This is a genomic window from Pantoea sp. USMM079 (assembly GCF_037153115.1).
GTDB classification, from domain to species: Bacteria; Pseudomonadota; Gammaproteobacteria; order Enterobacterales; family Enterobacteriaceae; genus Pantoea; species Pantoea communis.
In genome coordinates this window covers 215,825-241,754 of the sequence record NZ_JBBCKX010000006.1, presented here as the reverse complement: position 1 = coordinate 241,754, position 25,930 = coordinate 215,825, and the positions used below count along the sequence as shown (strand labels likewise).

The window sequence follows — 25,930 nt, the reverse complement described above, 5'->3', positions numbered from 1 at the left end:
TCTGCTCTTCGGTGAATCGTGACTTTTTCATCGGCACAACCTCCGCTCAGGGGAGTCATTATCATGCCGGAATTCTGTTTCTGAATGGAGCAGGATTTCGGGTCAGGGTCATCCTTGACCCTGAGCCCGAATATGTTCCATGCATAATCAGGAATAACCGGCTTCAGGTTGGTTGCTTATTCTGGCAACCGGAAGATTTTTAATACATGACCGTATAACGTTTTGAAGGCGCGAGTCGGTAAATAGAATCATGAACAAATGACTGGCTTGGCTAAGAATTTTTTACTAAGCGAACAGGTGCATACTACAACGTGGAGCGTAAAAGGGATGGCTTGAGAAAATGTAAGGCTCATTTTGATGGGCGGCATCAATGGCAATCGCTGGAAGGGGGTAAGTAAATCTAACGAAACTTGAGGTTTTGTTGACAGATGCGACAATGATTGCAATTATTTACGCCAACGAGAAAAGGGCATCAGCTCGAACTGATACCCTTTCTTGAAGATTTTTATGTTCAATGTTGGATGATGCATCTGTCAATGCAGTCACCGTTGCTTTGAACACCATCTTCGTTTAGACACCCGTTAGAGATCTCACTTCTAACCAGTGTGCTTCGATGTATGGTGCCCGGACGCGGAATCGAACCACGGACACGGGGATTTTCAATCCCCTGCTCTACCGACTGAGCTATCCGGGCAACGGGGCGCATTAAACCCTACTCAGGCCGCACCGTCAAACGCTTTTCAGCAAAAATCCGCTGACTGCTGGCTTTTACAGCAACCTTCAGACCATCCGGTAAAAAATTTCTGCAACTACCAACTTTAGTGGTGAATTTTTAACCGCGCCCGCCGATAACCGATGTGACGACAAATTCCAATTATAAGGTCCACCATGTTTAGCACTATTACATCGGGAATCCTGTCACGCCTGGCGTGGCAGAAGCGCGCTCGCAGCAGCGCCACGCTCAGTTCGTTGCAGGAGGCGATTGCAATGGTTGAGTTTACGCCGGAAGGCCACATTCTCACCGCCAATGAACTGTTTCTGGAGCGCATGGGATACACGCTGAAGGAGATTGCCGGCCAGCATCACAGCATGTTCTGTACGGCTGATTTAGTCCAATCCCCGCAGTATCGCGATTTCTGGCGCCGCCTGAACCGGGGCGAAGGCTTCAGCGATAAATTCCTGCGCGTTGCCAAACACAGCCGTCCCATCTGGCTGGAGGCTAACTATGTGCCGGTGCAGGATCGCAGCGGTCGGGTAATCAAAATCGTTAAGCTGGCGAGCGACATCACCGCACGGATTATTGATGCGCAAGAGCAGCGCGCCATGACCACCGCCATTGAGCGTTCGATGGCGGTCATCGCCTTTAACCTCAAAGGCGAAGTGCTGATGACCAATGACAATTTCCTCAAAACCATGGGTTATCGCAGCGATGAGGTGATTGGCGTCCATCACAGTCAGTTCTGCCCGCCGCAGATGCGCAACAGTGACGAGTATCGCCGCTTCTGGCATAAGCTGAATCAGGGTGAATTTATCTCCGGCCAGTTTGAGCGCGTCAACAAGCTGGGTCGCACCGTGTGGCTGCGTGCCACTTATAACCCGGTGTTCAACGAAGCCGGCGAACTCTACAAAGTGGTGAAATTCGCCACTGATGTTACCGCGCAGGTGGAGAAGAACCATCTGGAGCGCGAGGCGGCACAACAGGCGTATCAAACGGCACTGCAAACCAGCGAGAGCACGCGCCTCGGTGCCACGGTGATTGAAAACAGTGTGCAAACCATCAATGAACTGGCAGGCGAACTGCACGGTATTTCCGGCGATATCAGTAACCTCAGCGAATCCTCAGACCGCATTGGTGCGATTGTCGAGAGCATTCGCCGCATTGCCGATCAGACTAACCTGCTGGCGCTCAACGCCGCGGTGGAAGCCGCACGTGCCGGTCAGCACGGTCGCAGTTTTGCCGTGGTGGCTAACGAGGTTCGCACGCTGGCGGCAAACATCAACCGCGCGACTACCGAGATCGAGAATATGGTTCAGCATAACCACACTCTCGCCGAAAAAGCGTTAAAAGGCATCGAATCGAACCTGAAACGTGCAGATCATGGCGTCGTGTTAGCCAAAGAAGCGGGTGGCGTGATCTCTGAGATTCGCGGCAGCTCCAGCGAAGTGGTGCGCGCCATCAGTCATGTGGCTGAGGCCTTGAAAGAAGAGTAATTTTTCCTGCTTTCTCTTCTTCTATTGCACTGCTGTGACATAAAACTGTCATAGCAGTGCAGTAATCTAGGATAAATCCTAATCAATGCCAGAATAATTCTTATGCAGCTGCCTGATTTACGCGCAGGATTAACCTCCCTGTCGAGCCGTTCCCGTGCGCGTTCGCTGTGCATTGAGGTGCCGTTTGTCAGTCCCGCCATGGACAACACAGCGGTCATGGCTCTGTTTACCGAACATAAAGATTTGATCGGTTTGCCAGTGATCGAGAACGGCACGCCGTTTGGCATGATCAACCGCCATATCTTCCTGTCACAGATGACGCGCCCGTTCTTCCGCGAACTCTATGACCGCAAAAGCTGTATCGCTTTTATGGACAAAGAGCCGCTGGTGATTGATGCCGATACCGAGTTGGATCAGGTGGCGCATCAGGTGGTGGCAACCGGGGATAAATCGGTCACCGACGGATTTATTCTGACCGAACAAGGCCGCTATATTGGTATCGGTTTGGGGATCGATTTGATCCGCACCGTCTCCGATTTGCAGGCGCAACAGCATCAACAAATTTTGCAGAGTATCGATTATGCGCGCGTGATTCAGGACGCGATGCTTGATCGCTCAAAACAGCAAATGGCCCAGCAGCTCAATGACTGGTGCCTGCACTGGCAGCCGCGCGATGGCGTGGGCGGCGACTATTATGCATTCCATCAGGATGAACACGGCTGGCTGGCATTGATTGCCGACTGCACCGGCCATGGCATTCCGGGTGCCTTTATGACGGTGATCCTGCAATCCGCGCTGGAAAACGCGCTGCAGAAAAACCGTCGGGCACCGTCCGATCTGCTGCAATCACTGAATCGTCATATTAAACAAACCCTTGGGCAGCTCAATGCCACGCAGCAAACGTCGCTCTCCAATGACGGCTGTGATGCTATCGCGCTACGCCTTGATACTCACCAACATCAACTCAGCTGGGCCAGCGCACGCATGCATGCGCTGTTACATCCGGCCGCTGGCGAAGCGGAATCGCTCAAGGCCGATCGCGTCGGTGTGGGTTACACCGATACGCCGCAGGATTACATCTGGCCGGAACATCAACGCACGCTGCATCCCGGCGATATGTTGTTGGTGATGACCGATGGCGTGACCGATCAGCCCGGCGGTGAACGCCATATTATGTTTGGCAAAAAGCGCATTCAGACGCTGGTAACACAATATCAAACCCTGCCGATGGACGAGTTGTCAGCGACCTTTGAGCGGGAATTTCTCAACTGGCAAGGCAACCAGCCGCGACGCGATGACGTCACCTGGTTTGGCTTCCGTTATTAATGAGCACCTTATGAACTCAGGTTCAACCCTTAGCCGCGTACCGCCAGAAAGCGTTGCACTGCACTATACTGGCTTCTTCTCGCCGCAGAACATCACCGCCATGGGCGAGGTGATTAAGGTCTTTCTGGAGAACCAGCAGGCGCCGGTGAAAGTGCGCCGCCGCTTGTTCTCCAGCTTTGTTGAAATCGTACAGAATATCCTGCGTTATTCGCAGGATAGCCGCGTCATGAACCACGCCGAGCAGGATTTTCGCTTCGGCACCGTTACGCTGCGCGTAGATGGCGACACCTACGTGCTGGAAAGCAGCAATCAGGTCGATGAAGTCGCCTGTGAGCAGCTGCGTTACTGGCTGGATTTGCTGCGTACCATGAGCAATGAAGAGATCAAACAAGCATACCGCGTAGGTCTGCGAGCTGAGAGCCCTGCCACAAGCAAAGGGGCCAACATAGGATTACTGACACTTGCCCGTGATGTCAGTGAACCGCTGGAGTATGAACTGCGTCCGCTGGAGTCCAGTGGTTACGCCACGTTTTGGCTCAAAGCCACCATTCACCAGGATTGAATTGTTTATGCAAAACCTTGTTATTGCTGCCACAGAAAGCACTCCCGAGGTCAATTTTGACTTCGAAAGCGGTCAGTTTTCCCTGCGCGGAGAATCCTGGCCGGAAAACGCCGCCGCCTTCTACCGTCCGTTGCTGGATGCGCTGGAAAGCTGGCAGCCCGCACAAAGCGGCCAGATCGAAGCCAATATCGCCCTGCGCTATTTCAACAGCTCCAGCACCAAAATGCTGTTCAGCCTGTTTGATCTGTTCAATCAGCTGGCGCAGAAAGGCCAGAAGGTTGAACTCAACTGGTTCTTTGATGAAGAAGATGATGTGTCTGAAGAGTTCGGCCAGGAACTGGCGCTGGACTTTACCGATCTGCAGGTGAATCTGCGAGCGGAAATGGCCTCATGATGGACCTGAATGAGCTGTTTCGCGAAGAGAGCGAGGTGCTAACGCGCGCTCAGGATGTTGCGGCTCAGACCTCGCTCAGTGCAGACGATTATCGTAATGCGTTGCTGAACGTTAATCGCCACTATCAGCGCCTGATGCGCGAGACCTATCGCATGATCTCGCGCAGTGACCGTGCTGAACGCGAGCTGAACCGCGTCAATGAGCAGCTGCATCAACTGGCTCAGGAGCTGGAATACAAAGCCAGCCACGACCCACTCACTGCTGTCTGGAACCGCGGTGCCATCATTCAGCGTATTACGAATACGTTGAGCAATGGCCCGGCGGCGCTGATCATTCTCGATATCGACCACTTCAAGAAGATCAACGATGAGTTCGGACATCCGATGGGCGATAAGGTGATTTGCGGCCTGGTGTCGCGTATTCAGACGCACTGTCCGGAAGATGCCAGCATTGGCCGTATTGGCGGTGAAGAGTTTACCGTGCTGCTGCCGCACTACCGTTTATCGGACGCGGTGATTGTCGCGGGCGCGATTCACGCCTCGCTGAACGCCTCGCCACTGGCGGTGCTGCCGGGTCAGTTAGTGACGGCCAGCCTCGGCGTGAGCTACGGCAAACCGGGTTCTGATTTCGAAACCCTGTATAACAATGCTGATGCCGCGCTATATGATGCGAAAAACCACGGTCGCAACCGGGTTTTCTTCCGCTAGAAGAGCCTTGTCGCGACAGCATTTATAGCGCAGAGATCAGCATTACCGCTCAGGATCGCGCGATAAATCGCACCGCGACGTTGGGTGCGATCTCGCGCAAATTAATTTTTCTGCGCCGTTTCTACCGGCGGCTCAGACGGTGGCGGCAGGAAGATGTGATCGAGAATATTGCGCATCAACGGTGCTGCCGTCACCCCTTCACTTCCCCCGTTTTCCAGAATCAACGCCACTGCGACTTTCGGATCATTAAACGGTGCGAACGCGGTATAGAAGATGTGGTCACGCAGGCGCGTCGGGATCATTTTCGCGTTATAGACCTGGTTCTGCTTCAGACTGAACACCTGAGACGTCCCCGACTTCGCCGCAATGCCGTAAGGCGCGGTGTGGAAATACTTATAACCGGTGCCGTTCGGTGCATTGGCCATACCGAACATCGCGTGACGCACCAGCGACCAATACGGTGATTTTGGATCGCCAATTTGCGGTTGCGGCAATTTAGGTTGATAAAGCTGTTGTTCCTTACCACGCTGCGATTTTTCCAGCAGATGCGGATTGATCACCCGACCGTTATTGAGCAGTGCCACCAGCGCTTTTACCATCTGAATCGGCGTCGCAATCCAGTAACCCTGACCAATCCCCACCGACACCGTATCGCCCTGATACCATGCGTGTTTATGCACTTTCTGCTTCCACTCACGACTTGGCAGCAATCCAGAATACTCTTCATTGAGATCGATGCCGGTGGGTTTGCCGTAGCCAAACTGGCTCAGCATGGTGTGGATACGATCGATGCCCATCATAAACGCCACCTGATAGAAGAAGCTGTCCGCCGACTCCTCAATCGCCTTAGTGACATCCAGCGTGCCGTGCCCCGATTTTTTCCAGTCACGATATTTACGATCGGTGCCTGGCAGGGTCCAGGTCGGCGCGCCAAAAATAGTAAAGCTTGGGGTGATGACCTTGGTCAGCAGCGCGGACATCGCCATATAGGGTTTGACCGTGGAAGCCGGGGGATAGAGCCCTTGCGTGACGCGGTTGATCAGCGGCAGGTTCTTGTCCGCCAACAGCGTCTTGTAGGCCTTGTAGCTGATGCCCTTCACAAACGGGTTCGGGTCGTAGCTCGGTGCGGAAACCATCGCCAACACGCTGCCATCGCGTGGATCTTCGATCAAAGCCGCCGCACGCTGGCCGGCAAGCTGACTTTCAACATATTGCTGCAGATGCAGATCCAGCGTCAGATAGACGTTCTGGCCGGCAACCGGCGGCACTTCTTTCAGCACGCGCACGATGCGACCATGGTTATCCACTTCCACTTCCTGATAACCGGTTTTGCCGTGCAAAATTGACTCGTAATAGCCTTCAATGCCCTGCTTACCGATGTTGTGGTCAGCAGCATAGTTTTCGCCGACGCCTTCGGCATTCAGGCGCTTGAAATCGTTATCGTTGATCTTAGAAACATAGCCCACCACATGGGCTAAATCGGCTCCATACGGATACTCACGATCCTGGTAAGTATCGATAGTGACACCGGAGAAACGGAACTGGTTGACGGAGAAGCGTGCCACCTGCTCATCGGTGAGTTCTTCTTTTAACTCGACCGGCTTATAGCGGCTGTTCTGTTTGAGCTCGTGCTCGAAGGTTTCAATCTCTTCCGGCGTCAGGTCGACAATTGGCGTCAGCTGTTTCAGCGTTTCCTGCATATTGTCGATTTTGTATGGCGTGATGAGGATGTCGTACCAGGTGACGTTACGCACCAGCGGAATGCCGTTGCGATCGTAGATTAACCCTCGCGTCGGCGCGATGGGGATCATTTTGATGTCGTTTTCGTTGGAGCGCGTCTGGTAATAGCTGTGCTGTTGTACCTGAATACGATACAGATTTACGCCAAGAATAATGAAACAGATGACGACCAGAGCAAAAGCGACAAGCGCACGACGGACAAACAGTTTTTCTTCAGCTTCGAAATTACGGAAATTCATCAGGGGGGCTTAGTCTCTTTGTTATCACACTAATGATAAGCAGAGATTGTTTTAGAGCCAGCACGAAGATGCACAAGCCTGGGTAAAAGTGTGTCAGATGTTTACGAGGAGAGGTTCAGGTCGCCCTGAGTGGTATCGATGATTCCGAGCGGCGAGTAACGAGGTCGTCAAAAATGGCAGGATTCATTTCGCCCGAAGAAGAACAAGGTCGCCATCAATGACGACCCTGTGCGCTGGTGCGTTTCGTCAGGTGCGCGTTGAAGCGCACCGAACAAAACAGACGGGATTAATCCCCCAGCAGCACCGACTCCAGCGCGATCTTGATCATATCGTTGAAGGTGGTCTGGCGCTCAGCCGCCGTGGTCTGCTCGTGCGTGCGGATATGATCCGACACGGTGCAGATGGTCAGCGCTTTAGCACCGAACTCCGCCGCCACGCCGTAAATACCGGCCGCTTCCATTTCCACGCCCAGAATGCCGTATTTCTCCATCACATCGAACATCTGCGGATCTGGCGTGTAGAACAGGTCAGCAGAGAAGATATTGCCAACGCGTGCGTCCACACCCAGCGCTTTGGCGGCATCAACCGCGTTACGCACCATGTCGAAGTCCGCAATCGCCGCGAAGTCGTGATCCTTGAAACGCATACGGTTCACTTTGGAATCGGTGCAAGCACCCAGACCAATCACCACGTCACGCAGTTTCACATCGGCACGCACTGCGCCGCATGAACCGACACGGATGATTTTCTTCACGCCGAAATCGGTGATCAGCTCTTTGGTGTAGATCGAGCAGGATGGTATACCCATACCGTGGCCCATGACCGAAATCTTACGGCCTTTGTACGTCCCGGTGTAACCCAGCATGCCGCGCACGTTGTTCACTTCAACCGCATCTTCCAGGAAGGTTTCTGCGATGTGCTTAGCGCGCAGCGGATCGCCCGGCATCAGCACCACGTCCGCGAAGTCACCCATTTCTGCATTAATATGAGGCGTTGCCATGGTTATTTTCCTTTTTAAAATTGGTGGGCTGTTTTACAGCAGGCTTTTGCCGTAGTCCATGCTGGACAGGCCAAAATACTTCGCAATGGTCTGGCCGATATCCGCAAAGGTATCGCGATAACCCAGCGATCCTGGCTTCACTTTTGGACCGTAAATCAAAATCGGGATGTGCTCGCGCGTGTGCTCGGTGCCCTTCCAGCTTGGGTCACAACCGTGGTCGGCGGTGAGGATCAGAATATCACCCTCTTTCACCAGCGCCATCAGCTCCGGCAAACGACGGTCGAAGAACTCTAAACCCCCCGCATATCCGGCGATATCGCGACGATGGCCCCAGGTGGAGTCAAAATCAACGAAGTTGGTGAAGACAATGGAATTGTCCGGCGCCTTTTTCATCTGCTCGATGGTGGCGTTAAACAGTGCATCCAGCCCGGTAGCTTTCACTTTCTGGGTGATGCCCTGCTCGGCGTAGATATCCGCAATTTTACCCACGGAGATCACTTCGCCGCCCTTCTCGTCCACCAGCTTTTTCAGCATGGTTGGCGCAGGGGGTTCCACGGCGAGATCGTGACGGTTACCGGTACGCTCAAAGTTGCCCGCTTTGTCGCCGACAAACGGACGCGCAATCACACGGCCGATGTTGTAGCCACCGTTGGTCAGCTCTTCACGCGCGATTTCGCACAGTTCGTACAGACGATCCAGACCAAAGGTCTCTTCGTGACAGGCAATCTGGAATACCGAGTCCGCCGAGGTGTAGAAAATCGGCTTGCCGGATTTCATGTGTTCTTCGCCCAACTGGTCGAGGATCACCGTACCGGACGAATGGCAGTTACCAAGATAACCCGGCAAATCGGCGCGTTTTACCAGCACATCGAGCAGCTCCTGCGGGAAGCTGTTCTCTTTGTCGCTGAAGTAGCCCCAGTCAAACAGCACCGGCACGCCGGCGATTTCCCAGTGGCCTGACGGCGTATCTTTACCGGATGACAGCTCGCTGGCATAAGCGTAGGCACCAATGATTTCAGCATTGGCGTCGAGGCCCGGCGGGAAGCGGCCGGTAGAGAGTTCAGCGGCTTTACCCAGACCGAGCGCGGTCAGGTTGGGCAGATGCAGCGGGCCTTCGCGACCTTCATTGGCGCGGCCTTCGAAGCACGCTTCGGCGATATGGCCGAGCGTATCCGATCCTTCATCACCGAATTTATCGGCGTCTTTGCTGGAGCCGATCCCGAAGGAGTCGAGAACCATAATAAAAGCACGTTTCATGCAAGTCTCCTGCGCAATGGCGCGATGACAAGTCAAAAAAAAGCGATCAGATCAGTATACCCGAATGGCCGCTGCCTGGCACGAAGAAGCGTTACTCGCTGACGCGGCGATAGACCACCGGCGTTTCCGCAGGCGCGCTATCACTCAACGTGATAGCTGCTTTGACCGCTTCCGCAGCCTGCTGCCACTGCGCTTCCGACGCGGCATGAATCACCGCCAGCGGACGCTGTGCATCAACCTGCGTGCCGAGCGTGGTCATGTCACTTAAGCCCACGCTGTAATCAATGCTGTCGCTGGCACGCTGACGACCTCCACCCAGCGACACCACTGCCATACCTAGCGCACGGGTATCCATGGCGCTGACAATTCCGGCGCGATCGGCATACACCGCTTTGCTCAGGGTCGGTGCAGGCAGATAGCTGTCCATCCGCTCGATGAAATCCACCGGACCATTCTGCGCCGCCACCATGCGCGCGAACACTTCCGCCGCTTTACCGTTATCCAGCACGTTCTGCAATTTCTGTCGTGCTTCGGCGTCGTTGTCGGCCAGCTTGCCGGAGATCAGCATTTCCGAGCACAGCGCCATGGTCACTTCCAGCAAGCGCGGGTTGCGCGCCTCGCCGGTGAGGAACTGCACTGCTTCGCGGACTTCCAGCGCATTACCGGCGGTGGATGCCAGCACCTGATTCATGTCAGTGAGCAGCGCGGTGGTTTTGCAGCCCGCGCCGTTCGCCACGCCAACAATCGCCTGCGCCAGGTTTTCGGAAGCCTCGAAGGTGGGCATAAAGGCACCGGAACCGACTTTCACATCCATCACCAGCGCATCCAATCCTTCCGCCAGTTTTTTGGCAAGGATCGATGCGGTGATCAGCGGGATCGAATCAACGGTAGCGGTGATATCACGCGTGGCGTAGAAACGTTTATCGGCGGGGGCCAGTGAGTTGGTCTGGCCGATAATTGCGATACCGACATCTTTGATGATCTGGCGGAAACGATCGTCGCTCGGGAAGATATCGAAACCGGGGATCGCTTCCAGCTTATCCAGCGTGCCGCCGGTGTGGCCGAGGCCGCGCCCGGAGATCATCGGGACATAACCGCCACACGCTGCCACCATCGGGCCGAGCATCAGCGAAGTCACATCGCCCACGCCGCCGGTGGAGTGCTTATCAACAATCGGGCCGTTGAGGTTCAACGACTTCCAGTTGAGCACCGACCCGGAATCGCGCATCGCCATGGTCAGCGCCACGCGCTCTTCAAGATTCATATCGTGGAAGTAGATGGTCATTGCCAGCGCGGCAATCTGACCTTCTGATACGCTGTTGTCGCGCACGCCATTGATAAAGAAACGGATCTCCGCTTCGCTCAGTGGCTGGCCGTCGCGTTTTTTTCGAATAATTTCTTGTGGCAGGAACAAGGTTGCCTCCCCGGGAGATTGCTGTGAAATGCACCAAACATTATTTGGGTCGCCATTGATGGCGACCCTGAGGCTGGGATCAGTAGCCCGCTTTGCTGGTCGCTGTCGCGTGGCCCAGCGTATTCAGCAGGCTCGCCAGCAGGCTTGAAGCGCCAAAGCGGAAGTGGCGCGCATCCGCCCAGCCTTCGCCCAGAATGTCATCCGCCAGCTTCAGATAGATCGCGGCATCTTCCGCCGTGCGCACGCCGCCCGCAGGCTTGAAGCCCACCTGCTGCTGCACGCCTTTATCGTGAATCACCTGCATCATGATCGCCGCCACTTCTGGCGTGGCGTTAACCGGCACTTTACCGGTTGAGGTTTTGATGAAATCCGCACCGGCATCGATAGCGATTTCAGAAGCGGCGCGAATCAGCGCTTCTTCTTTCAGTTCACCGGTTTCGATGATCACTTTCAGCAGCACGTTGGCAGCGGCGCAGGCTTCTTTACAGGCTTTCACCAGCGCAAAACCGATGTCGCGATTGCCGGCAATCAGCGCGCGATACGGGAAGACCACGTCCACTTCGTCTGCACCGTATGCAATCGCCGCACGGGTTTCTGCCAGCGCGATCTCAACGTCATCGTTGCCGTGCGGGAAGTTGGTGACCGTGGCGATGCGGATATCAGGCGTGCCCTGCTCGCGCAGTGCTTTACGCGCAGCAGGGATGAAACGTGGATAGATGCAAATGGCCGCAGTGTTACCGGCTGGCGACTTCGCCTGATGACACAGCGCGATCACCTTCTCATCGGTGTCATTGTCGTTCAGGGTGGTCAAATCCATCAGTTGCAGGGCGCGTTGTGCAGCTGCTTTAAGATCGGTCATGATGCTCTCCAAAAGGTGACCGGCAGACGACGCCACCGGATAATGTGATAATTCTAACAAACCACACTTGAATGAATTGCGCTTCATGTCACATGAAAAAAGAAAATTCGTCATATGAATACAATTATTTAGTGATTTAAATCACAAATAATCGCTAGCACAGCGGTTTTCAGGCGTAATACAGGTTGTGAATATTATCACAAAACAGGGCGAGAATGTGTAATGCCGATTTTAATACTGTAGCCAATGCCGGCCAAAATAGCGGCAAATCCAGATTGTGTCGGGAGAGGATCAGTCAGGCAGGGCAAACACGCGCAGGCTGTTTTGCCATAGCGCATCGGCAATGATGTCGGGCGATTCACTGCGCAGCTGACACAGCACGTCAAACACGTTACGCGCGCGCTCAGGACGGTTGGGCTGCCCCTGATAACCCTGCAACGGCATATCGGGCGCATCGGTTTCCAGTAACAGCGAGGTGAGCGGCAGATTAGCAATCGTGTTGCGGGTTTTACTGGCGCGTTCGTAGGTGATGGTGCCGCCCACGCCGATCGCATAGCCAAGCTGGATAAAACGTTCCGCCTGCTGCTGGCTGCCAGCAAAACCGTGTACCACGCCACGGCGCGGTAAATCATGGCGACGCAAATGCAGCGCCAGCTGATCGTGGGTGCGGCGCGAATGCAGGATCACCGGCAAATCATACTGTTTCGCCAGTTTGAGCTGTGCATCGAGTAATCGCGTCTGCTTATCAAATTGCGCGTCCTGCATATAGAGATCGAGGCCAATCTCGCCGATCGCCACGCGTTTACTATCAGGCGTTTTCAACCACTGTTCCAGCTGATCCAGATGCGCATCCTGATGCTCGGCAATATTGATCGGATGCAGCCCTAATGCGGCATACAGCGCCACGTGCTGTTGCGCCAGCTGGCTGACCAGTGCAAAGCGGCTGGCATCGACGCTCGGTACAATAATGCGTTCCACACCCGACTGCGCCGCACGGGCGATGCTGCCTGCGGCGTCATCGACAAAAGGTGGGAAATCGAAATGACAGTGGGTGTCGATAAATCTCATGCCAGCGATCCTGCATCAAAATCGGCATCATTATCCGCCAGCGGCGGCGTATGCACGGCGCGATTGTCTGGTGCATTCGCCACGGCGGCCGGTGGTGTCACGGTAGTCTGGCGCAGGAACGGTTCGGCATCGCTCAGCCATTGACCTAGCGTCGCGAGGAAATAGCGGCCGCTGCGGCGTCCTAAATGGTAATCCTGATTCAGTGAGGCCAAACGGCTGCCCAGCGCCATACTCGCCAGCGGTTTCGGCGGGTAAATTTCAATGATGCGCAGATCGTCTGGCGGCTGATCGATGAACTGCTGAATCTCACGATAACTCTCTTCATGGTGATGCAGGATGTTGATCATCGGCTGCAGTGCGCTGTCACCCAACCAGCGCTCCATACGTTTGAACCATTTGGGCGTGTAAGACATTTGTGATGGCACGGTGCGGATCACCACAATGGTATCGGCACCGCGTCGTGCCGCTTCACGCACCGGAATGGCATCGCTAATACCGCCATCCAGATAGTTCACCCCGTCCATCAGTACGCCGCTGCGATAGAACCCCGGAATGGCGCTGGAAGCTTTGATCACGTCGTGCCAGTTCAGGCTGGTAGGGTTGAAATATTCGGCGCGGTAATCGTCACCGCGACAAGCGCACATATAGAACTCGCTGCCTTTGGCAAACAGTCCTTCGGCATTGCTGAGCGACAAGGGAAATTCTTGTTTGGTGATGTCGATCAGCCAGTCGAGATCGATCAGATGGCCACCGCGCACAAAGCGCAACGGATCAAAAAACAGTTTGCTGGTGGTATAACGCGTGATGACGCGGCGCGCGTAGCCCGGTTGGGCGCAAACAAACGCAGACAGGTTTTGTGCCCCTGCGGAGGTGCCCAGCATCAATTGAAACGGGTTAAAATCGGCGCGCTGAAACTCATCAAGGACGCCTGCGGTGAAGATGCCGCGTTGACCGCCGCCTTCGCAGACCAGGGCAATTTTTTTGGATTTAAATGGGGTGAGCGCCAGGGGCTCAAAGGTGTCCAGTGACACCGGGATGCGTATTCCCAATGGATGTCCCTCAGTTTTCCTGCTCTGAGGGAGCCGCTGACGGCAGCATCCCGGAGAACCAGTCATTGTCATTCCCTGACCTATTGCATCGTGCAATCGGTACGGCTGCCTATTATGCCGCAAATGTCTGGTCTCCGCTTTAGTGACTCGCGGGTTAGCGTTGTGTTAACGCAATCGGTCAGGGTCGTTTACGCCCGGTAAACAGGCTTACGAGGAACAGAATAATACCGACAATGAAGACAATTTTAGCTGCCCATGCTGCCGTACCCGCCAGACCGCCGAAACCTAACGCTGCAGCAATCAGAGCGATGACCAGAAAGATAATACCCCAACGAAACATAAGCCTCTCCTTACCGTAGTGAAAATCGAACTGCTTATTCATACAACATTGTTTTTATTACGAAACGGCACCGAAACAGTGCCGCTTCGCTCGCGTTAAGATTTCACCTTCAGGTCATTCTTCACGCTTTTGACGCCTTCAATGGCTTTGGCGATTTTCTCAGCACGATCGGACTGTGCCTGGTTCGCCACTTCTCCTGATAACTGCACCACGCCATCGGTGGTTTCCACCTTCACGTTGCGCGATGGCACAATGTCATCTGCTAAAAGCTTAGCTTTGATTTCACTGGTGGTTGCGGTATCGCCCGCATAACCTTTCAGTGTGGTCTCTTTGCTGTCTTTAACGTGCAGTTTGTCACTGACGGATTTCACACCCTCAACTTTTTGCACCAGCGCCACGGCTTTTTCCGCCTGATCCTGCGAAGCGACAAAGCCGCTCAGCGTGACCACGCCCTGATGCGTTTTTACTGAGATATCCGTACTTTTAATCGCTTCATCATCCACCAGCGCCGCTTTGGCTTTAGCAGTGATGCCGCTGTCATCCATAAAACCATCGACTTTTTTCATAGAACTATCGATTTTAGAACCCGTGCTGCTGGTGTCCGCAGCGTAGGCTGCGCCGCCCATCAGAGCAGTGGTAGCCAGAGCGGCAATCAGGGTTTTAGCAATCTTAGTCTTATTCATCGATATCATCCTTCTATCAGTTAACTCACTCGCAACTGCGAATGCGCCAGCAACAAACGGCGTTGCTGCATTCATAGACGTAATGAAACCAGAGGTCTCTTTTCTCGTCCGACAGGATAATCATAGTAGGGATTACAGGTTTTGCTGGCTTTTGTGGTTGATATCTCGCCAAAAAGCGATAAACGCAGCGCAATTAGGAGGAGTCTGTAGGATAAAAACAGGGCCAGTGAAAATCACTGGCCCTGTTGTGAGGCGGGATTAATGCTCGCGCGTTTTGCGGAACTTCACGTCAGGATAGCGTTCCTGCGTGATGTTGAGGTTTACCATAGTTGGGGCGATGTAAGTGAGGTTATCACCGCCATCCAGCGCCAGGTTCACTTCGTTTTTGCGTTGGAAATCGTCGAATTTCTTCGCATCGCTGCACTCCACCCAACGGGCGGTTGAGACGTTGATGGCTTCATATATCGCTTCGACGTTGTATTCGCTTTTCAGACGCGCCACGACCACTTCGAACTGCAGCACACCAACCGCACCCACAATCAGATCGTTGTTGTGGACCGGACGGAACACCTGCACCGCGCCCTCTTCCGACAGCTGAACCAGACCTTTCAGCAATTGTTTCTGCTTCAACGGATCGCGCAGACGGATACGACGGAACAGCTCAGGCGCGAAGTTCGGAATACCGGTGAACTTCATGTTCTCACCCTGGGTAAAGGTGTCGCCGATCTGAATGGTGCCGTGGTTGTGCAAGCCGATGATATCGCCCGGATAGGCTTCTTCAACGTGAGAACGGTCGCCGGCCATAAAGGTCAATGCATCCGAAATCACCACGTCTTTGCCAGTACGCACCTGGCGCAGCTTCATGCCTTTCTCGTACTTGCCTGAAACCACGCGCATAAAGGCAACGCGGTCACGGTGTTTCGGATCCATGTTGGCCTGGATCTTAAACACGAAGCCGCTGAATTTCTCCTCGCTGGATTCCACCAGACGCGCATCGGTTTTACGTGGCATCGGCGTCGGTGCCCAGGCCACTAAGCCATCGAGCATATGATCGACGCCGAAGTTACCCAGTGCGGTGCCGAAGAACACCGGGGTAATTTCACCGCTCAGGAACAGCTCCTGTTCGAACTCGTGGGACGCGCCCTGCACCAGTTCCAGCTCATCACGCAGTTGCTGTGCCAGGTCTTCACCCACCGCCGCGTCGAGATCCGGGTTCGCCAGACCTTTGACAATGCGCACATCCTGAATGGTATGTCCCTTACCGGTTTGATACAGGTAAGTTTCATCTTTGTAGAGGTGATACACGCCCTTGAACAGCTTACCGCAGCCAATCGGCCAGGTGATTGGCGCGCAGGCAATCTTCAGCTCGCTCTCAACTTCATCCAGCAGTTCCATCGGATCGCGGATGTCACGGTCAAGTTTGTTCATAAAGGTGATGATCGGCGTATCGCGCAGACGGGTCACTTCCATCAGCTTACGGGTACGATCTTCAACACCTTTCGCGGCATCGATCACCATCAAACAGCAGTCAACCGCCGTCAGCGTACGGTAGGTATCTTCAGAGAAGTCTTCGTGCCCTGGGGTATCCAGCAGGTTCACCAGACTGTCGCGATACGGGAATTGCATCACCGAGGTGGTGATGGAGATACCACGTTGTTTCTCCATCTCCATCCAGTCAGATTTAGCATGCTGGCTGGAGCCGCGGCCTTTGACGGTACCGGCGGTTTGGATCGCCTGCCCGAACAGCAGCACTTTTTCGGTAATGGTGGTTTTACCGGCATCCGGGTGCGAGATGATCGCAAACGTACGGCGGCGCGCCACTTCATCTAAAAAGGAAGCAATAGACATGTGTGAATTCTTCTTCAAGGGCAACGCGCGGGCGGCGCGCTGCGAATAAATCGTTCCGGGCAAAGCCGGGGGATAGCGGAACCAATGGTGACGCAGTGGCGTCAGTTCACAGCAAGATGTGCGCGATCTACATTGGCGGCAGTCCGGTTATCCAGTCAGCATTAAGGCGGCATAGCATACAATATTTCAGCAGGCGGGGAAATCGCAGGATGGAACCTGTGTACACCCTCGCCCAGCCGCTTTCCTGCAGGCGAGAAGAAGAGACTGCTCGAGCGAGGCTTTCATTCAGGGTTACAGCCTCGCCCATTTGCGGGAGAGGCTGGGGTGTGGGAAACGACACACGACTAACCCAATACGCGCACCACTGCCGCCTTAAAGATCTTCACCCCAATCTCCAGCGAACTCAGTTCAAAACGCATATCAGGATGATGCAGGCCCGGCACCAGATTGGTACCCAGCCCCCAGAAACCGGCTTTCACCTGCGGTCTTTTCACCGGGTAGTAGAAGAAGTCTTCACTGCCTGGCGTGGATTTGGTGTCGAGCAGCCCTTCTTCCCCCAGTACATCGACGATCGCTGCCCGGATCACTGCCGTGGCTTCCTCGTGGATTTCTGCGGCGGGCATCTCTTTCAGTACCACCACTTCAGCGCTCGCACCCAATGCAGCCACGCTGTGCTGAATCGCTTGCGTCACTTTTTGTTTCAGCACCTCCATCGGTGCGTTCTCCTGCGAACGCAGATCCCACACCACGCGCGCCTCATCCGGCACCGAGTTGGTGACACCGGCATCACACAGGAAGCGGGTGGCTTTCACGCTCCATGTCAGACCCGGTGCCAGATGGATACTGTTCACCGCCTGAACAGCTTGTACTGCGGCATCCAGCGCATTGACACCCAAATGTGGGCGCGCGGCATGAGCAGGCACACCTTTAATTGTCGCTTCCAGCGTACTGCACGCCGAATAAAGCACGGCTGGCGTGGCTTGTCCGACATGGCACTCTTCCAGTGGACGCACATGGAAACCGAGGATCATCTCGACATCCTCCAGCGCACCGCCCTCAATCATCGATAACGCACCCGCACCGAGTTCTTCCGCAGGCTGGAACAGCAGCTTAAGCTTGCCGCGCTTGATCGCACCCTCTTTCAGCAACTCCTGTGCCGCCGTCAGCACCACCGAAGAGTGCCCATCGTGGCCGCAGGTATGGCGTGCACAGGCGACGCCGTTAATGATGTGGCCGAGTGCATCCATATCTGCACGAAGCGCCAGTACTGGGCCCGGCACGCCGCTATCAATTTCCGCCACGATGCCGGTGGTGTGATTGATGCCGCGCGTCACCCTGATGCCAGCCTGCTCAAGCTGGTCGGCGATATAGGCGGAAGTTTTGAATTCTTCGAATCCCAGTTCCGGGATTTCATGCAGGTAATGGTAATGATCTAATACGTTCGACACCGCTAAGCTCCTGACAAGTAAAGGCTCATCACAGCATCCGCCGATGTACGGCTATAATCAATCCAGCGTGAATGAAAATGAGTCAAAACTGAGAACTCCTCGCATTCAATAAATGAAATAATTCCATTTACAATCAATAAGATAATTTCAAATTTTTGTCGAAAAAGCCTTCACAAAAAAGTATAGATTGATGCATAATTCACCGTACTTCACCTGACAAATTAAAAAGGACTCAGCCATGTTAACTGCTGAAATGACCTCTCGCCTGAACGATCAACTGAACCTCGAATTCTTCTCTGCCAACCTGTATCTGCAGATGAGCGCATGGTGCAGCGACAAAGGTTTTGAAGGTGCTGCCTCTTTCCTGAAGATGCATTCTCGCGAAGAGATGGAGCACATGCAGCGCCTGTTCGATTACGTTAGCGATGCCGGTTCTCTGCCGGTACTGGGCAGCATTGCCGCCCCTGCCGTTAGCTGGAACTCACTGAATGACGTGCTGGAAGAAGCGCTGAAGCATGAGCAGCTGATCACGCAGCGCATCAACGACCTGGTACACACCGCGTTGATGTCTCAGGACTACTCAACCTTCAACTTCCTGCAGTGGTATGTGGCTGAGCAGCACGAAGAAGAGAAGCTGTTCAAAACCGTACTGGATAAACTGGCGCTGGTGGGCAACAAAGGCGAAGGCCTGTTCCTGGTGGACAAAGACCTGGGCCGCATGAACGTCGAAGGCCACGCCCAGTCATAATAAAGACGTCACACAGCTGAAAACACCACGCCCGGCAATGCCGGGCGTTTTTTTATGCTGAAATCGTACGCTTAGATGGCGACGAGCGTACAAACGATCAGGAACATAGACTCAACAAGGAGCGCATCAATGCACCACCTACGTTGTCGCATCGCCATACATGGCGACCGCTTACTCCAGCTCTTTCAGACGCAGTTCTGAAGGCTGCGGGCGGCCAAAGAAATAGCCCTGGAATAAGGTACAACCCTCTTCACGCAGCTTGGCGAATTGCTCGCTGCTCTCCACCCCTTCGGCAGTGATCTGAATATCCAGACTGCGGCTCATGCCGGTGATCGCCCGGATAATCGCCAGCGCTTCGCGACTGTCACCCATATCGTTGATAAACGACTTGTCGATTTTGATCTTGTCGAACGGGAAGGATCGCAGATAACTCAGCGATGAATAGCCGGTACCGAAATCATCCAGTGCAATCTGCACGCCAATCGACTTCAGGCTTTGCAGGGTGCGGATGTTACCCAGCGTGTCGTCCAGCAGCACCGATTCCGTGATCTCCACCTCGAGGCGATGCGGGGCCAGCCCGGATTCACGCAACGCGCCTTCCACCACCGACACCAGCGAGCTGTTCTTAAACTGCAGCGGCGACAGGTTCACCGACACCGACTGCTCGGTGCCCCAACTCTGTGCCTCGCGGCAGGCTTCATACAGCGCATAAGCGCCCAGCATATGGATAAGCCCGGTCTCTTCGGCAATCGGGATAAAATCATTCGGCATGATCAAGCCCTTAACCGGATGGTGCCAGCGCATCAGCGCTTCATAACCAATGATTTCGTCCTCATTGGTGATTGGCTGATAGTAAAGCTTGAGCTGACGTCCGGTGATTGCCTCACGCAGATCGTTTTCAATCACGCGGCGACTGCGCGCCACATCATCCATTTCCATGGTGAAGTGTTCAAAGCGGTTGCGCCCGTTGCGTTTGGCTTCGTACAACGCCATATCCGCACAGCGCAGCATGTGCTCCGGCGTGTTGGTGACCTGTGACGTCAACGCGATACCCACGCTCAAACCTACGGAAAGATTGTGCCCTTCAACGTTGATCGGCGGACGGATCGCTTCGATAAGGCGTTGAGCCACCACCGCCGCTTCCTGCGCGTTGTTAATATTGGGCAGCACAATAGCAAACTCATCGCCGCCAATACGTGCCAGCGTGTCGTGATCGCGCAGCGCACTGCGCAAGCGTTTTGCCACCACGCGCAGCAGATCGTCACCAATCTGATGGCCCAGCGCATCGTTAACGTTCTTAAAGTTATCGAGATCGAGACACAGCGTGGCGCTCAGCGCATGTTGTTGGTTATCCTGGCGCAGCGCTTCACTCAGCTTCTGCCGGAACAGAATACGGTTTGGCAGGCTGGTGAGGTTATCGTGGTGCGCCATATGGTGAATACGCGCATCGGCTTCACGCTGATCGGTAACGTCCTCAACAATCAGCATCACGTAGTTCTGACGCATATCTTTGCCACTGATGGTGGTGGCGCGGGTTTGCAGAATACGATCACCGCCTGCGGTCAGCAGCAGCTGCTCGCGTGAATGGATGCCTTCGCTGCGCAGCGCGATATCCGCCAGGCTGTTGAAATAGTCGCTCAGCTCCGCCGACATACACTCGTGCGGACGCTTGTGCATAATCAAAGATTTACTGACGCCAAACAGCTGCTCGGCTTTGTCATTAACCATCAAAATTTCGCGGCTGATGGCGTCTTCCACAATCACGCACGAAGGGATATTGCTGATAATGGTGTCCAGGAAACCAGACAGCTCAGACATCTTAGCGCTCTGCGCCTGCGCCAGATCCCGCGCGCGCAGCAGTTGCTGTTCATTCTCACGACGCTCGGTGACATCACGCGTGATTTTGGCGAAGCCGATCATCTTGCCATCTTCATTGTGGATAGCATCGATCACCACATGCGCCCAGAACGCCGAGCCATCTTTACGATAGCGCCAGCCTTCATCTTCGAAGCGACCGGTTTTCAGCGCGATACCCAGGTTGGCTTCCGGCGTGTTGGCGATGCGCTCCTGAGAACCGTAAAACACTGAAAAATGCTGGCCGACAATCTCATCGGAAAGATAGCCTTTGGCACGCTGTGCCCCGGCGTTCCAGTTCACTACACGGCCCTGCAGATCCAGCATGTAGATAGCGTAATCAGTCACACCTTCCACCAGCAGTCGGAAGGTTTTCTCGTACTCCCGCTGTTTGCGCTGCAGCTCACGCTGCTCGGTGCAGTCACGGGTGATTTTGGCGTAGCCAATCAGCTTGCCCGCATCATCACGAATCGCATCAATGATCACATGTGCCCAGAACGCGCTGCCATCTTTGCGATAGCGCCAGCCTTCATCCTCAAAGCGCCCGGTTTTGAAAGCGGTGCTGAGGTTTTTCTCAGGGATATGATTTTTGCGGTCCTGCGCACTGTAGAAGCGTGAGAAGTTCTGACCAACAATCTCTTCGGCCACGTAACCTTTGGCACGCTGCGCGCCGGCATTCCAGTTTTCGACGTTACCGTCGAGATCAAGCATGTAGATGGCGTAGTCCGTTACGCCTTCAACTAATAAACGGAAACGTTGCTCCTGTTCCTGCTGTTTGCGCTGCTGTTCTTGCTGAACCGTGCAGTCGCGGGTGATTTTGGCAAAGCCCAGCAGTTCGCCGAAGTCGTCGCGAATCGCATCAATCACCACATGTGCCCAGAAGGCGCTGCCATCTTTACGATAACGCCAGCCTTCGGTTTCGAAGCGCCCCACCGCTGTCGCTATTGAAAGCCCGCGCTGCGGCGCACCGTTTTTACGATCTTCTTCGCTATAGAACAGCGCAAAGTTTTTACCGACGATTTCGTCCGGCGTATAACCTTTGGCGCGTTGCGCCCCTGCATTCCAGTTGGCGACCGTGCCATCGGGTTTGAGCATGTAAATGGCATAATCCACCACGCTCTGCACCAGCAGCCGGTACATGACGTCAGAGTTATTATTCATTGTTGTTCGCCTATTGCTGGCCTGGTATTAATTGCTTCTTAAGAAAAATCTTAATTACCGTGGAGACTTAAACGCAAAAGCGCAGCGCTGACAAGCGTTAATCGTCCACAGACAAAAGTTGGTAGTCAGGTTATCGGCAATGGCGAAAAAACATTCAGAGGGATACTCAATATATTCTGCTACGTTGACGCTGCTCCTGGGGAAAACGCGGACTATCCAGATGGCATTGCAGGGGGAGATGCGCTTGCCAGCATAATGGCGCGCGTGTCGCTAAAATCGGGCACTCTGCCGCCGCAATAAAGGCCGGGATCACGCGCTGGGCAGCGGTTTTCTCAATTAACCATAGCTGATCGTCAAGCGGCGGATGGACGTTCCACGGCAGCCAGCGTGCCTGCTGATCGGCCAGCAGCCGCGCAGCGCGTGTGCCGGGCGCAACGTGACTGCTGAAAATCAGCTTAAAGCCTGGCTGAGCACTGAGCTGCGCGGCTAAGCCGCTGTCGGCCACCGCATCGGCCGCCACAATGACATCTGCAGGCCGCCATTGTTCCGGCTGCGGCTGTTTCAACAAGCGCACCAATCCCAGCGCCGTGGTGGCGGGCAGTTTGTCCATCGCCAGCAGTTGCGCGACCTCACTGCGAATTTGCGGGCAGAGCTGAACCGCCAGCCCCCGTGCGGTGAGCTGTAAAGCCACTTCCGGACCGCGTCCGTGTTCCGGCACGGCAATCACCGCGCCGTGGGTGGCGGCCATCCCCAGTGCATCCATCTGATCGCACAAACGCTGCGTGCGATCGCCGTAGGACGCATCAGTGATCAACAGCTTAGCCTGCGGCGGGCAGTCAAACGGCAACAGCAGCGCTTCGCGGCTCCAGTCGCCCATATAGGTGATGCCACCGGCAATCGGCAGATGGAACCATACCGAACCCGGTGAATGGCCGCTGCGGCCGGTAAACAGATTTAACGGGCCGATGGCCGTTTGCCCGCGTAGCGGTAACAAACGTCGCGCATACATCGGCACCGCGACGTTAGCCAACTGCAACCAGGTTTGTTCTGTCGCATAGACCGGCGGTGAGCCGATTTGCGCCCAGCAGTCGAGCGAGGCGGCGTGATCAATGTGCGAGTGGGTCAAACACAACGCATCAACCCGGCCAATGGCGCGGATATCCGGGCGCACGCCGGGTTGCGGACCGGCGCCGAGATCCCACAGCAGGCGATAGCCTTCCATCTCAACCAAAAAGGCCGCGGGCAGCTTGCCGCCCACACCGCTGATAACCGTTAAGCTTGCCATGGTAAAACCCCTTGCGGCAGACGCCGCGCCAGCCGCGTTGCCAATCCCATCAGCAAACACACGACCAGAATCATCAGGCAGCCTACCGCGGCCGCCAGCGAGGCGGAGCCCCCTTCGTCGAGGAACACGATGGTGGGTCCGATGGTTTGGGTTTGCGAGGTGACCAGCAATACCGAAACCTGGATTTCATTTAGTGCGGTGAGGAACACCAGCACCGTGCCCGCCAGCGCAGAAGGCGCAGCCAGCGGCAGTAAAATATCGCGCATGCGGCGCATAAAGCTGGCACCGCACAAGCGTGCCGCCTCATCCAGCGCCGGTTCCAGTTGCGCGAAGCCTGCCAGGGTCGGGCGCAGCACCAGCGCAAGGAAGTTCGCCAGATACGCGGCGAGGATGATCCACACCGTGCCATACAGCGACACATTGATTATCGGCAGCGGCCGCAGGAAGAACAGCATCGCGGCGACACCGGTGACAATGCCCGGTAAGGCATAGGTGAGTTCACTGGCCAGCCACAAGCCGCGCACCAATTTGGTCCGTCGCCAGCTGAGGAAATAGGCCAGGAACAGCGCGGTGGACGTCAGAATCATCGCCGCCAGCGTGGTCAGCCCGAGGCTGGTCATAAAGGCATGGCGCACTGCCGGGTAGCCCCATAGCGCGCTGCGGAAGTTCTCCAGCGTCAACGTTTGCCAGGTGAGTGCCTGACCATATCCGCTGGTGAGTGCAGTGATCAGCAGCGCACTGACCGGCAGCAGCAGCGTCAGCACCATCCACAGCCAGGCGGTACCTTCAATCGCCACGCGCCCGCGTCCCAATGATTGCTGCCACAGGCGCGGCGCACCGTTGACGCGCACATCATGGCGCCCACCGAGCCAGGCGCTGGCCGCCATGCCCGCCAACGTGATCACAGCAATCAGCAGCGCGTAAACGGCGGTATTGGGTAAGGCACTCGGACCAATGCCGTTGAGCTGCTGATAGACCAGCGTGATCAGTGTCGGCACGCGGGCAGGAATACCCAGCATCGCCTGAATACCGAAGTTACCGGCAGCGGCGACAAAGGTCAGCGCGGCCCCGGCAAAGATCGCCGGACGCGCCAGCGGCAGAATGATGGTGAACAGCACGCGCATCCTGGACGCGCCGCTGATCTGTGCCGCTTCGACTAAATCGGCCGGTAAGCGACGTAAACCCGCGCGCACGGTGAGAAACACCAGTGGCGCGTTGTGTGTACCGAGCAGCAGCACGATGCCGCTCAGCGAATAGAGTGGCTGTTCGCCGGGCGCAAACCACGGCAAGCCGAGCGAACCAAACAGCAGCGCTAACGGGCTGGACGGTGCCAGCGCCTGCAGCCACGCCAGCGCCGTGACCTGCGGCGGAATCATCAGCGGCAGGATAAAGGCAAACACCCAGGCGGTTTTGGCGCGCAAATCGCTCAGCGCCACCAGCCAGGCGGCGGCGGTGCCGAGCAGCACCGAAATCAGGGTCGAGCTAAAAGCGATGAGCAACGTATTGCCACTGGCAATCAGCACGCGGTCGCTGGCTATCAGGCGCGTTAACCGAGCCATATCCGGCACGCCCTGAGGGGCAATCGCCGTCCACACCAGTCGCAGCAGCGGCGCCACCGACAGCAAGCCAATCAGCAGCACCATCAGTGCCAGGATCAGCTTTTCACTGTTGAGACGCCAGCGTTGACCGCCACGCGTCGCGTTACGCCATTCGTTGCTCACCACGCTCATGCTTAGCCGCCAAACATTGCGGTGAACTGATCGCGCACCGTGGCATCTTCCTTGATAGCTTTCGCCACGTCAGGGGTCAGCAGCTTGATTTTATTGATGGGCGTAAAGCCGGCTGGCGCAGAAACACGATCGTCCACCGGACGGTTACCCTGCTCGACCACCAGCTTCTGGCCTTGCTCAGACAGCATAAAGTTTACGAAGGCTTTAGCGGCGGGCAGGTTGTGCACCGACTTCATGATCGCTACCGGCTCGGTCACGTAAGAGACGCCCTCTTTCGGGTACACCAGATCGACTGGCGAGCCTTTTTTCTTCGCCAGAATCACGTCCGCGTCCGTGATGATGCCGTACTTATCCAGTCCGCTGGCCACCGCTTTCAGCGCCGGGCCGTTGCCGCCCTGCGGTGCCACGCCAATCGCTGCCAGCTTCTTGTAGAAGTTCCAGCCGATGGTTGGCGTGTTGATATCGGTGTGCAACTTGTACAGCGCCGCACCAGAGTAGAGCGGGCTTGGCATGGCGATCTGACCTTTATTGGCCTCTACTGCCAGCGCGTTCCAGCTGTCAATCGGCTGCGCGTGCTGGGTGTTGTAAGCAATCACCGTGGCGATGATTTTGGTGCCAAAGAAGGTTTTGTCTTTGTCGTAGAACGACGGATTGATGTGGCTCAGTGGCGCATCTTTGTAGCTGTACAGCTGGTTCTGATTCTTCAACGCGCCAAGATTGATGGCATCAGCAATCAGCAACACATCCGGCTTGGCGCCGCCGCTCATCATCTCGGTCTGCAATACGTTCATCAGCTGCGTGGTGCCGTTACGCGTCCACTCCACTTCGACTTTCGGGTACGCGGCTTTGAACGCGTCCACGGTTTGCTGCGCGATTTCCGGTGCCTGTGAGGTGTAAATCACCAGCTTGCCGGACGGGGCATCATCGGCGTGGCTGGTGGCGGCAAACACTAATCCACTGGCTAACATCAAAGCGTTAAAAGACGTGCGCATAGCAATTTCCCTAAG

22 protein-coding genes and 1 tRNA gene are annotated in these 25,930 nt (G+C 55.4%); 7 read left to right on the top strand and 16 right to left on the bottom strand.

What is annotated here, in order from left to right; genetic code table 11:
• The coding region (locus WFP70_RS12050; RefSeq protein WP_337023375.1) for a hypothetical protein at nt 1-203 on the top strand (203 nt) is incomplete at its 5' end.
• Between the two features lie 415 nt (nt 204-618).
• Here WFP70_RS12050 and WFP70_RS12045 read toward each other — a convergent pair.
• Nucleotides 619-694 (bottom strand) — tRNA-Phe (locus WFP70_RS12045).
• Between the two features lie 194 nt (nt 695-888).
• On the opposite strand from WFP70_RS12045, the gene WFP70_RS12040 reads away from it, so the two are divergent.
• From WFP70_RS12040 to WFP70_RS12020, 5 genes are all read left to right on the top strand, one after another.
• A complete protein-coding gene (locus WFP70_RS12040; RefSeq protein ID WP_337023376.1) occupies nt 889-2,211 on the top strand; it encodes a methyl-accepting chemotaxis protein in 1,323 nt (440 codons plus the stop codon).
• Between the two features lie 102 nt (nt 2,212-2,313).
• Nucleotides 2,314-3,537 (top strand): SpoIIE family protein phosphatase, encoded by a 1,224-nt coding sequence (locus tag WFP70_RS12035; protein WP_038644771.1) that lies wholly within the window; start codon nt 2,314-2,316, stop codon nt 3,535-3,537.
• Between the two features lie 10 nt (nt 3,538-3,547).
• Nucleotides 3,548-4,099 carry a SiaB family protein kinase gene (locus tag WFP70_RS12030; protein WP_097118104.1) on the top strand — a complete coding sequence of 184 codons (552 nt, stop codon included), beginning with the start codon at nt 3,548-3,550 and terminating at the stop codon, nt 4,097-4,099.
• Nucleotides 4,100-4,106: 7 nt separating this feature from the next.
• Nucleotides 4,107-4,493 carry a DUF1987 domain-containing protein gene (locus tag WFP70_RS12025; RefSeq protein ID WP_034828496.1) on the top strand — a complete coding sequence of 129 codons (387 nt, stop codon included), beginning with the start codon at nt 4,107-4,109 and terminating at the stop codon, nt 4,491-4,493.
• Entirely contained in the window at nt 4,490-5,200 is a 711-nt protein-coding gene (locus WFP70_RS12020) for a GGDEF domain-containing protein (RefSeq protein WP_080748190.1), read from the top strand. Before WFP70_RS12025 ends, WFP70_RS12020 begins: the two co-directional genes overlap by 4 nt.
• 101 nt (nt 5,201-5,301) lie before the next feature.
• On the opposite strand, the gene mrdA is transcribed toward WFP70_RS12020, so the two are convergent.
• The 11 genes from mrdA to WFP70_RS11965 form a co-directional block, all read right to left on the bottom strand.
• The gene (gene mrdA / locus WFP70_RS12015; RefSeq protein ID WP_337023377.1) at nt 5,302-7,179 is read right to left on the bottom strand and encodes a penicillin-binding protein 2; all 1,878 of its coding nucleotides are present in this window, start codon (nt 7,177-7,179) and stop codon (nt 5,302-5,304) included.
• Between the two features lie 286 nt (nt 7,180-7,465).
• A complete protein-coding gene (gene deoD / locus WFP70_RS12010; RefSeq protein ID WP_034828492.1) occupies nt 7,466-8,179 on the bottom strand; it encodes a purine-nucleoside phosphorylase in 714 nt (237 codons plus the stop codon).
• 33 nt (nt 8,180-8,212) lie between these two features.
• Nucleotides 8,213-9,436, bottom strand: a complete 1,224-nt coding sequence (deoB, locus tag WFP70_RS12005; protein WP_034828490.1) for a phosphopentomutase — start codon at nt 9,434-9,436, stop codon at nt 8,213-8,215.
• Nucleotides 9,437-9,527: 91 nt separating this feature from the next.
• On the bottom strand, nt 9,528-10,850 hold the full coding sequence (deoA, locus tag WFP70_RS12000; protein ID WP_160868851.1) for a thymidine phosphorylase: 1,323 nt from the start codon (nt 10,848-10,850) through the stop codon (nt 9,528-9,530).
• Between the two features lie 79 nt (nt 10,851-10,929).
• A complete protein-coding gene (gene deoC, locus WFP70_RS11995) occupies nt 10,930-11,709 on the bottom strand; it encodes a deoxyribose-phosphate aldolase (RefSeq protein WP_337023378.1) in 780 nt (259 codons plus the stop codon).
• A gap of 291 nt (nt 11,710-12,000) precedes the next feature.
• A complete protein-coding gene (locus WFP70_RS11990) occupies nt 12,001-12,777 on the bottom strand; it encodes a TatD family hydrolase (protein ID WP_337023379.1) in 777 nt (258 codons plus the stop codon).
• On the bottom strand, nt 12,774-13,826 hold the full coding sequence (locus tag WFP70_RS11985) for a patatin-like phospholipase family protein (RefSeq protein WP_337023380.1): 1,053 nt from the start codon (nt 13,824-13,826) through the stop codon (nt 12,774-12,776). The genes WFP70_RS11990 and WFP70_RS11985 overlap by 4 nt, the downstream gene beginning before the upstream one ends.
• Before the next feature lie 178 nt (nt 13,827-14,004).
• Nucleotides 14,005-14,166, bottom strand: a complete 162-nt coding sequence (locus WFP70_RS11980) for a DUF1328 domain-containing protein (RefSeq protein WP_007893192.1) — start codon at nt 14,164-14,166, stop codon at nt 14,005-14,007.
• Nucleotides 14,167-14,261: 95 nt separating this feature from the next.
• Nucleotides 14,262-14,849, bottom strand: a complete 588-nt coding sequence (gene osmY / locus WFP70_RS11975; protein ID WP_166933497.1) for a molecular chaperone OsmY — start codon at nt 14,847-14,849, stop codon at nt 14,262-14,264.
• 258 nt (nt 14,850-15,107) lie between these two features.
• A complete protein-coding gene (prfC, locus tag WFP70_RS11970) occupies nt 15,108-16,697 on the bottom strand; it encodes a peptide chain release factor 3 (protein ID WP_337023381.1) in 1,590 nt (529 codons plus the stop codon).
• A 344-nt stretch (nt 16,698-17,041) separates the two neighbouring features.
• Nucleotides 17,042-18,145, bottom strand: coding sequence for a M20 peptidase aminoacylase family protein (locus WFP70_RS11965; protein WP_034828476.1), 1,104 nt, complete (start codon nt 18,143-18,145; stop codon nt 17,042-17,044).
• Nucleotides 18,146-18,383: 238 nt separating this feature from the next.
• On the opposite strand from WFP70_RS11965, the gene ftnA reads away from it, so the two are divergent.
• Nucleotides 18,384-18,893, top strand: coding sequence for a non-heme ferritin (ftnA, locus tag WFP70_RS11960; RefSeq protein ID WP_337023382.1), 510 nt, complete (start codon nt 18,384-18,386; stop codon nt 18,891-18,893).
• 171 nt (nt 18,894-19,064) lie between these two features.
• Here the strand turns inward: ftnA and WFP70_RS11955 are convergent, their stop codons facing one another.
• The 4 genes from WFP70_RS11955 to WFP70_RS11940 form a co-directional block, all read right to left on the bottom strand.
• Nucleotides 19,065-21,908, bottom strand: coding sequence for a sensor domain-containing protein (locus WFP70_RS11955; protein WP_337023383.1), 2,844 nt, complete (start codon nt 21,906-21,908; stop codon nt 19,065-19,067).
• Nucleotides 21,909-22,074: 166 nt separating this feature from the next.
• Nucleotides 22,075-23,193 carry an MBL fold metallo-hydrolase gene (locus WFP70_RS11950; protein WP_337023384.1) on the bottom strand — a complete coding sequence of 373 codons (1,119 nt, stop codon included), beginning with the start codon at nt 23,191-23,193 and terminating at the stop codon, nt 22,075-22,077.
• Nucleotides 23,181-24,923, bottom strand: coding sequence for an ABC transporter permease (locus WFP70_RS11945; RefSeq protein WP_337023385.1), 1,743 nt, complete (start codon nt 24,921-24,923; stop codon nt 23,181-23,183). The genes WFP70_RS11950 and WFP70_RS11945 overlap by 13 nt, the downstream gene beginning before the upstream one ends.
• Nucleotides 24,924-24,925: 2 nt before the next feature.
• Nucleotides 24,926-25,915 (bottom strand): ABC transporter substrate-binding protein, encoded by a 990-nt coding sequence (locus tag WFP70_RS11940; RefSeq protein WP_160833669.1) that lies wholly within the window; start codon nt 25,913-25,915, stop codon nt 24,926-24,928.
• Between the last annotated feature and the right edge of the window lie 15 nt (nt 25,916-25,930).

What these genes read in the sequence shown, in the direction of transcription:
- WFP70_RS12040 (WP_337023376.1), top strand. Translation starts at nt 889, where the DNA reads ATGTTTAGCACTATTACATCGGGAATCCTGTCACGCCTGGCGTGGCAG.
- WFP70_RS12035 (WP_038644771.1), top strand. Translation starts at nt 2,314, where the DNA reads ATGCAGCTGCCTGATTTACGCGCAGGATTAACCTCCCTGTCGAGCCGT.
- WFP70_RS12030 (WP_097118104.1), top strand. Translation starts at nt 3,548, where the DNA reads ATGAACTCAGGTTCAACCCTTAGCCGCGTACCGCCAGAAAGCGTTGCA.
- WFP70_RS12025 (WP_034828496.1), top strand. Translation starts at nt 4,107, where the DNA reads ATGCAAAACCTTGTTATTGCTGCCACAGAAAGCACTCCCGAGGTCAAT.
- WFP70_RS12020 (WP_080748190.1), top strand. Translation starts at nt 4,490, where the DNA reads ATGATGGACCTGAATGAGCTGTTTCGCGAAGAGAGCGAGGTGCTAACG.
- mrdA (WP_337023377.1), bottom strand. Translation starts at nt 7,179, where the DNA reads ATGAATTTCCGTAATTTCGAAGCTGAAGAAAAACTGTTTGTCCGTCGT.
- deoD (WP_034828492.1), bottom strand. Translation starts at nt 8,179, where the DNA reads ATGGCAACGCCTCATATTAATGCAGAAATGGGTGACTTCGCGGACGTG.
- deoB (WP_034828490.1), bottom strand. Translation starts at nt 9,436, where the DNA reads ATGAAACGTGCTTTTATTATGGTTCTCGACTCCTTCGGGATCGGCTCC.
- deoC (WP_337023378.1), bottom strand. Translation starts at nt 11,709, where the DNA reads ATGACCGATCTTAAAGCAGCTGCACAACGCGCCCTGCAACTGATGGAT.
- WFP70_RS11990 (WP_337023379.1), bottom strand. Translation starts at nt 12,777, where the DNA reads ATGAGATTTATCGACACCCACTGTCATTTCGATTTCCCACCTTTTGTC.
- WFP70_RS11980 (WP_007893192.1), bottom strand. Translation starts at nt 14,166, where the DNA reads ATGTTTCGTTGGGGTATTATCTTTCTGGTCATCGCTCTGATTGCTGCA.
- osmY (WP_166933497.1), bottom strand. Translation starts at nt 14,849, where the DNA reads ATGAATAAGACTAAGATTGCTAAAACCCTGATTGCCGCTCTGGCTACC.
- prfC (WP_337023381.1), bottom strand. Translation starts at nt 16,697, where the DNA reads ATGTCTATTGCTTCCTTTTTAGATGAAGTGGCGCGCCGCCGTACGTTT.
- ftnA (WP_337023382.1), top strand. Translation starts at nt 18,384, where the DNA reads ATGTTAACTGCTGAAATGACCTCTCGCCTGAACGATCAACTGAACCTC.
- WFP70_RS11955 (WP_337023383.1), bottom strand. Translation starts at nt 21,908, where the DNA reads ATGAATAATAACTCTGACGTCATGTACCGGCTGCTGGTGCAGAGCGTG.
- WFP70_RS11950 (WP_337023384.1), bottom strand. Translation starts at nt 23,193, where the DNA reads ATGGCAAGCTTAACGGTTATCAGCGGTGTGGGCGGCAAGCTGCCCGCG.
- WFP70_RS11945 (WP_337023385.1), bottom strand. Translation starts at nt 24,923, where the DNA reads ATGAGCGTGGTGAGCAACGAATGGCGTAACGCGACGCGTGGCGGTCAA.
- WFP70_RS11940 (WP_160833669.1), bottom strand. Translation starts at nt 25,915, where the DNA reads ATGCGCACGTCTTTTAACGCTTTGATGTTAGCCAGTGGATTAGTGTTT.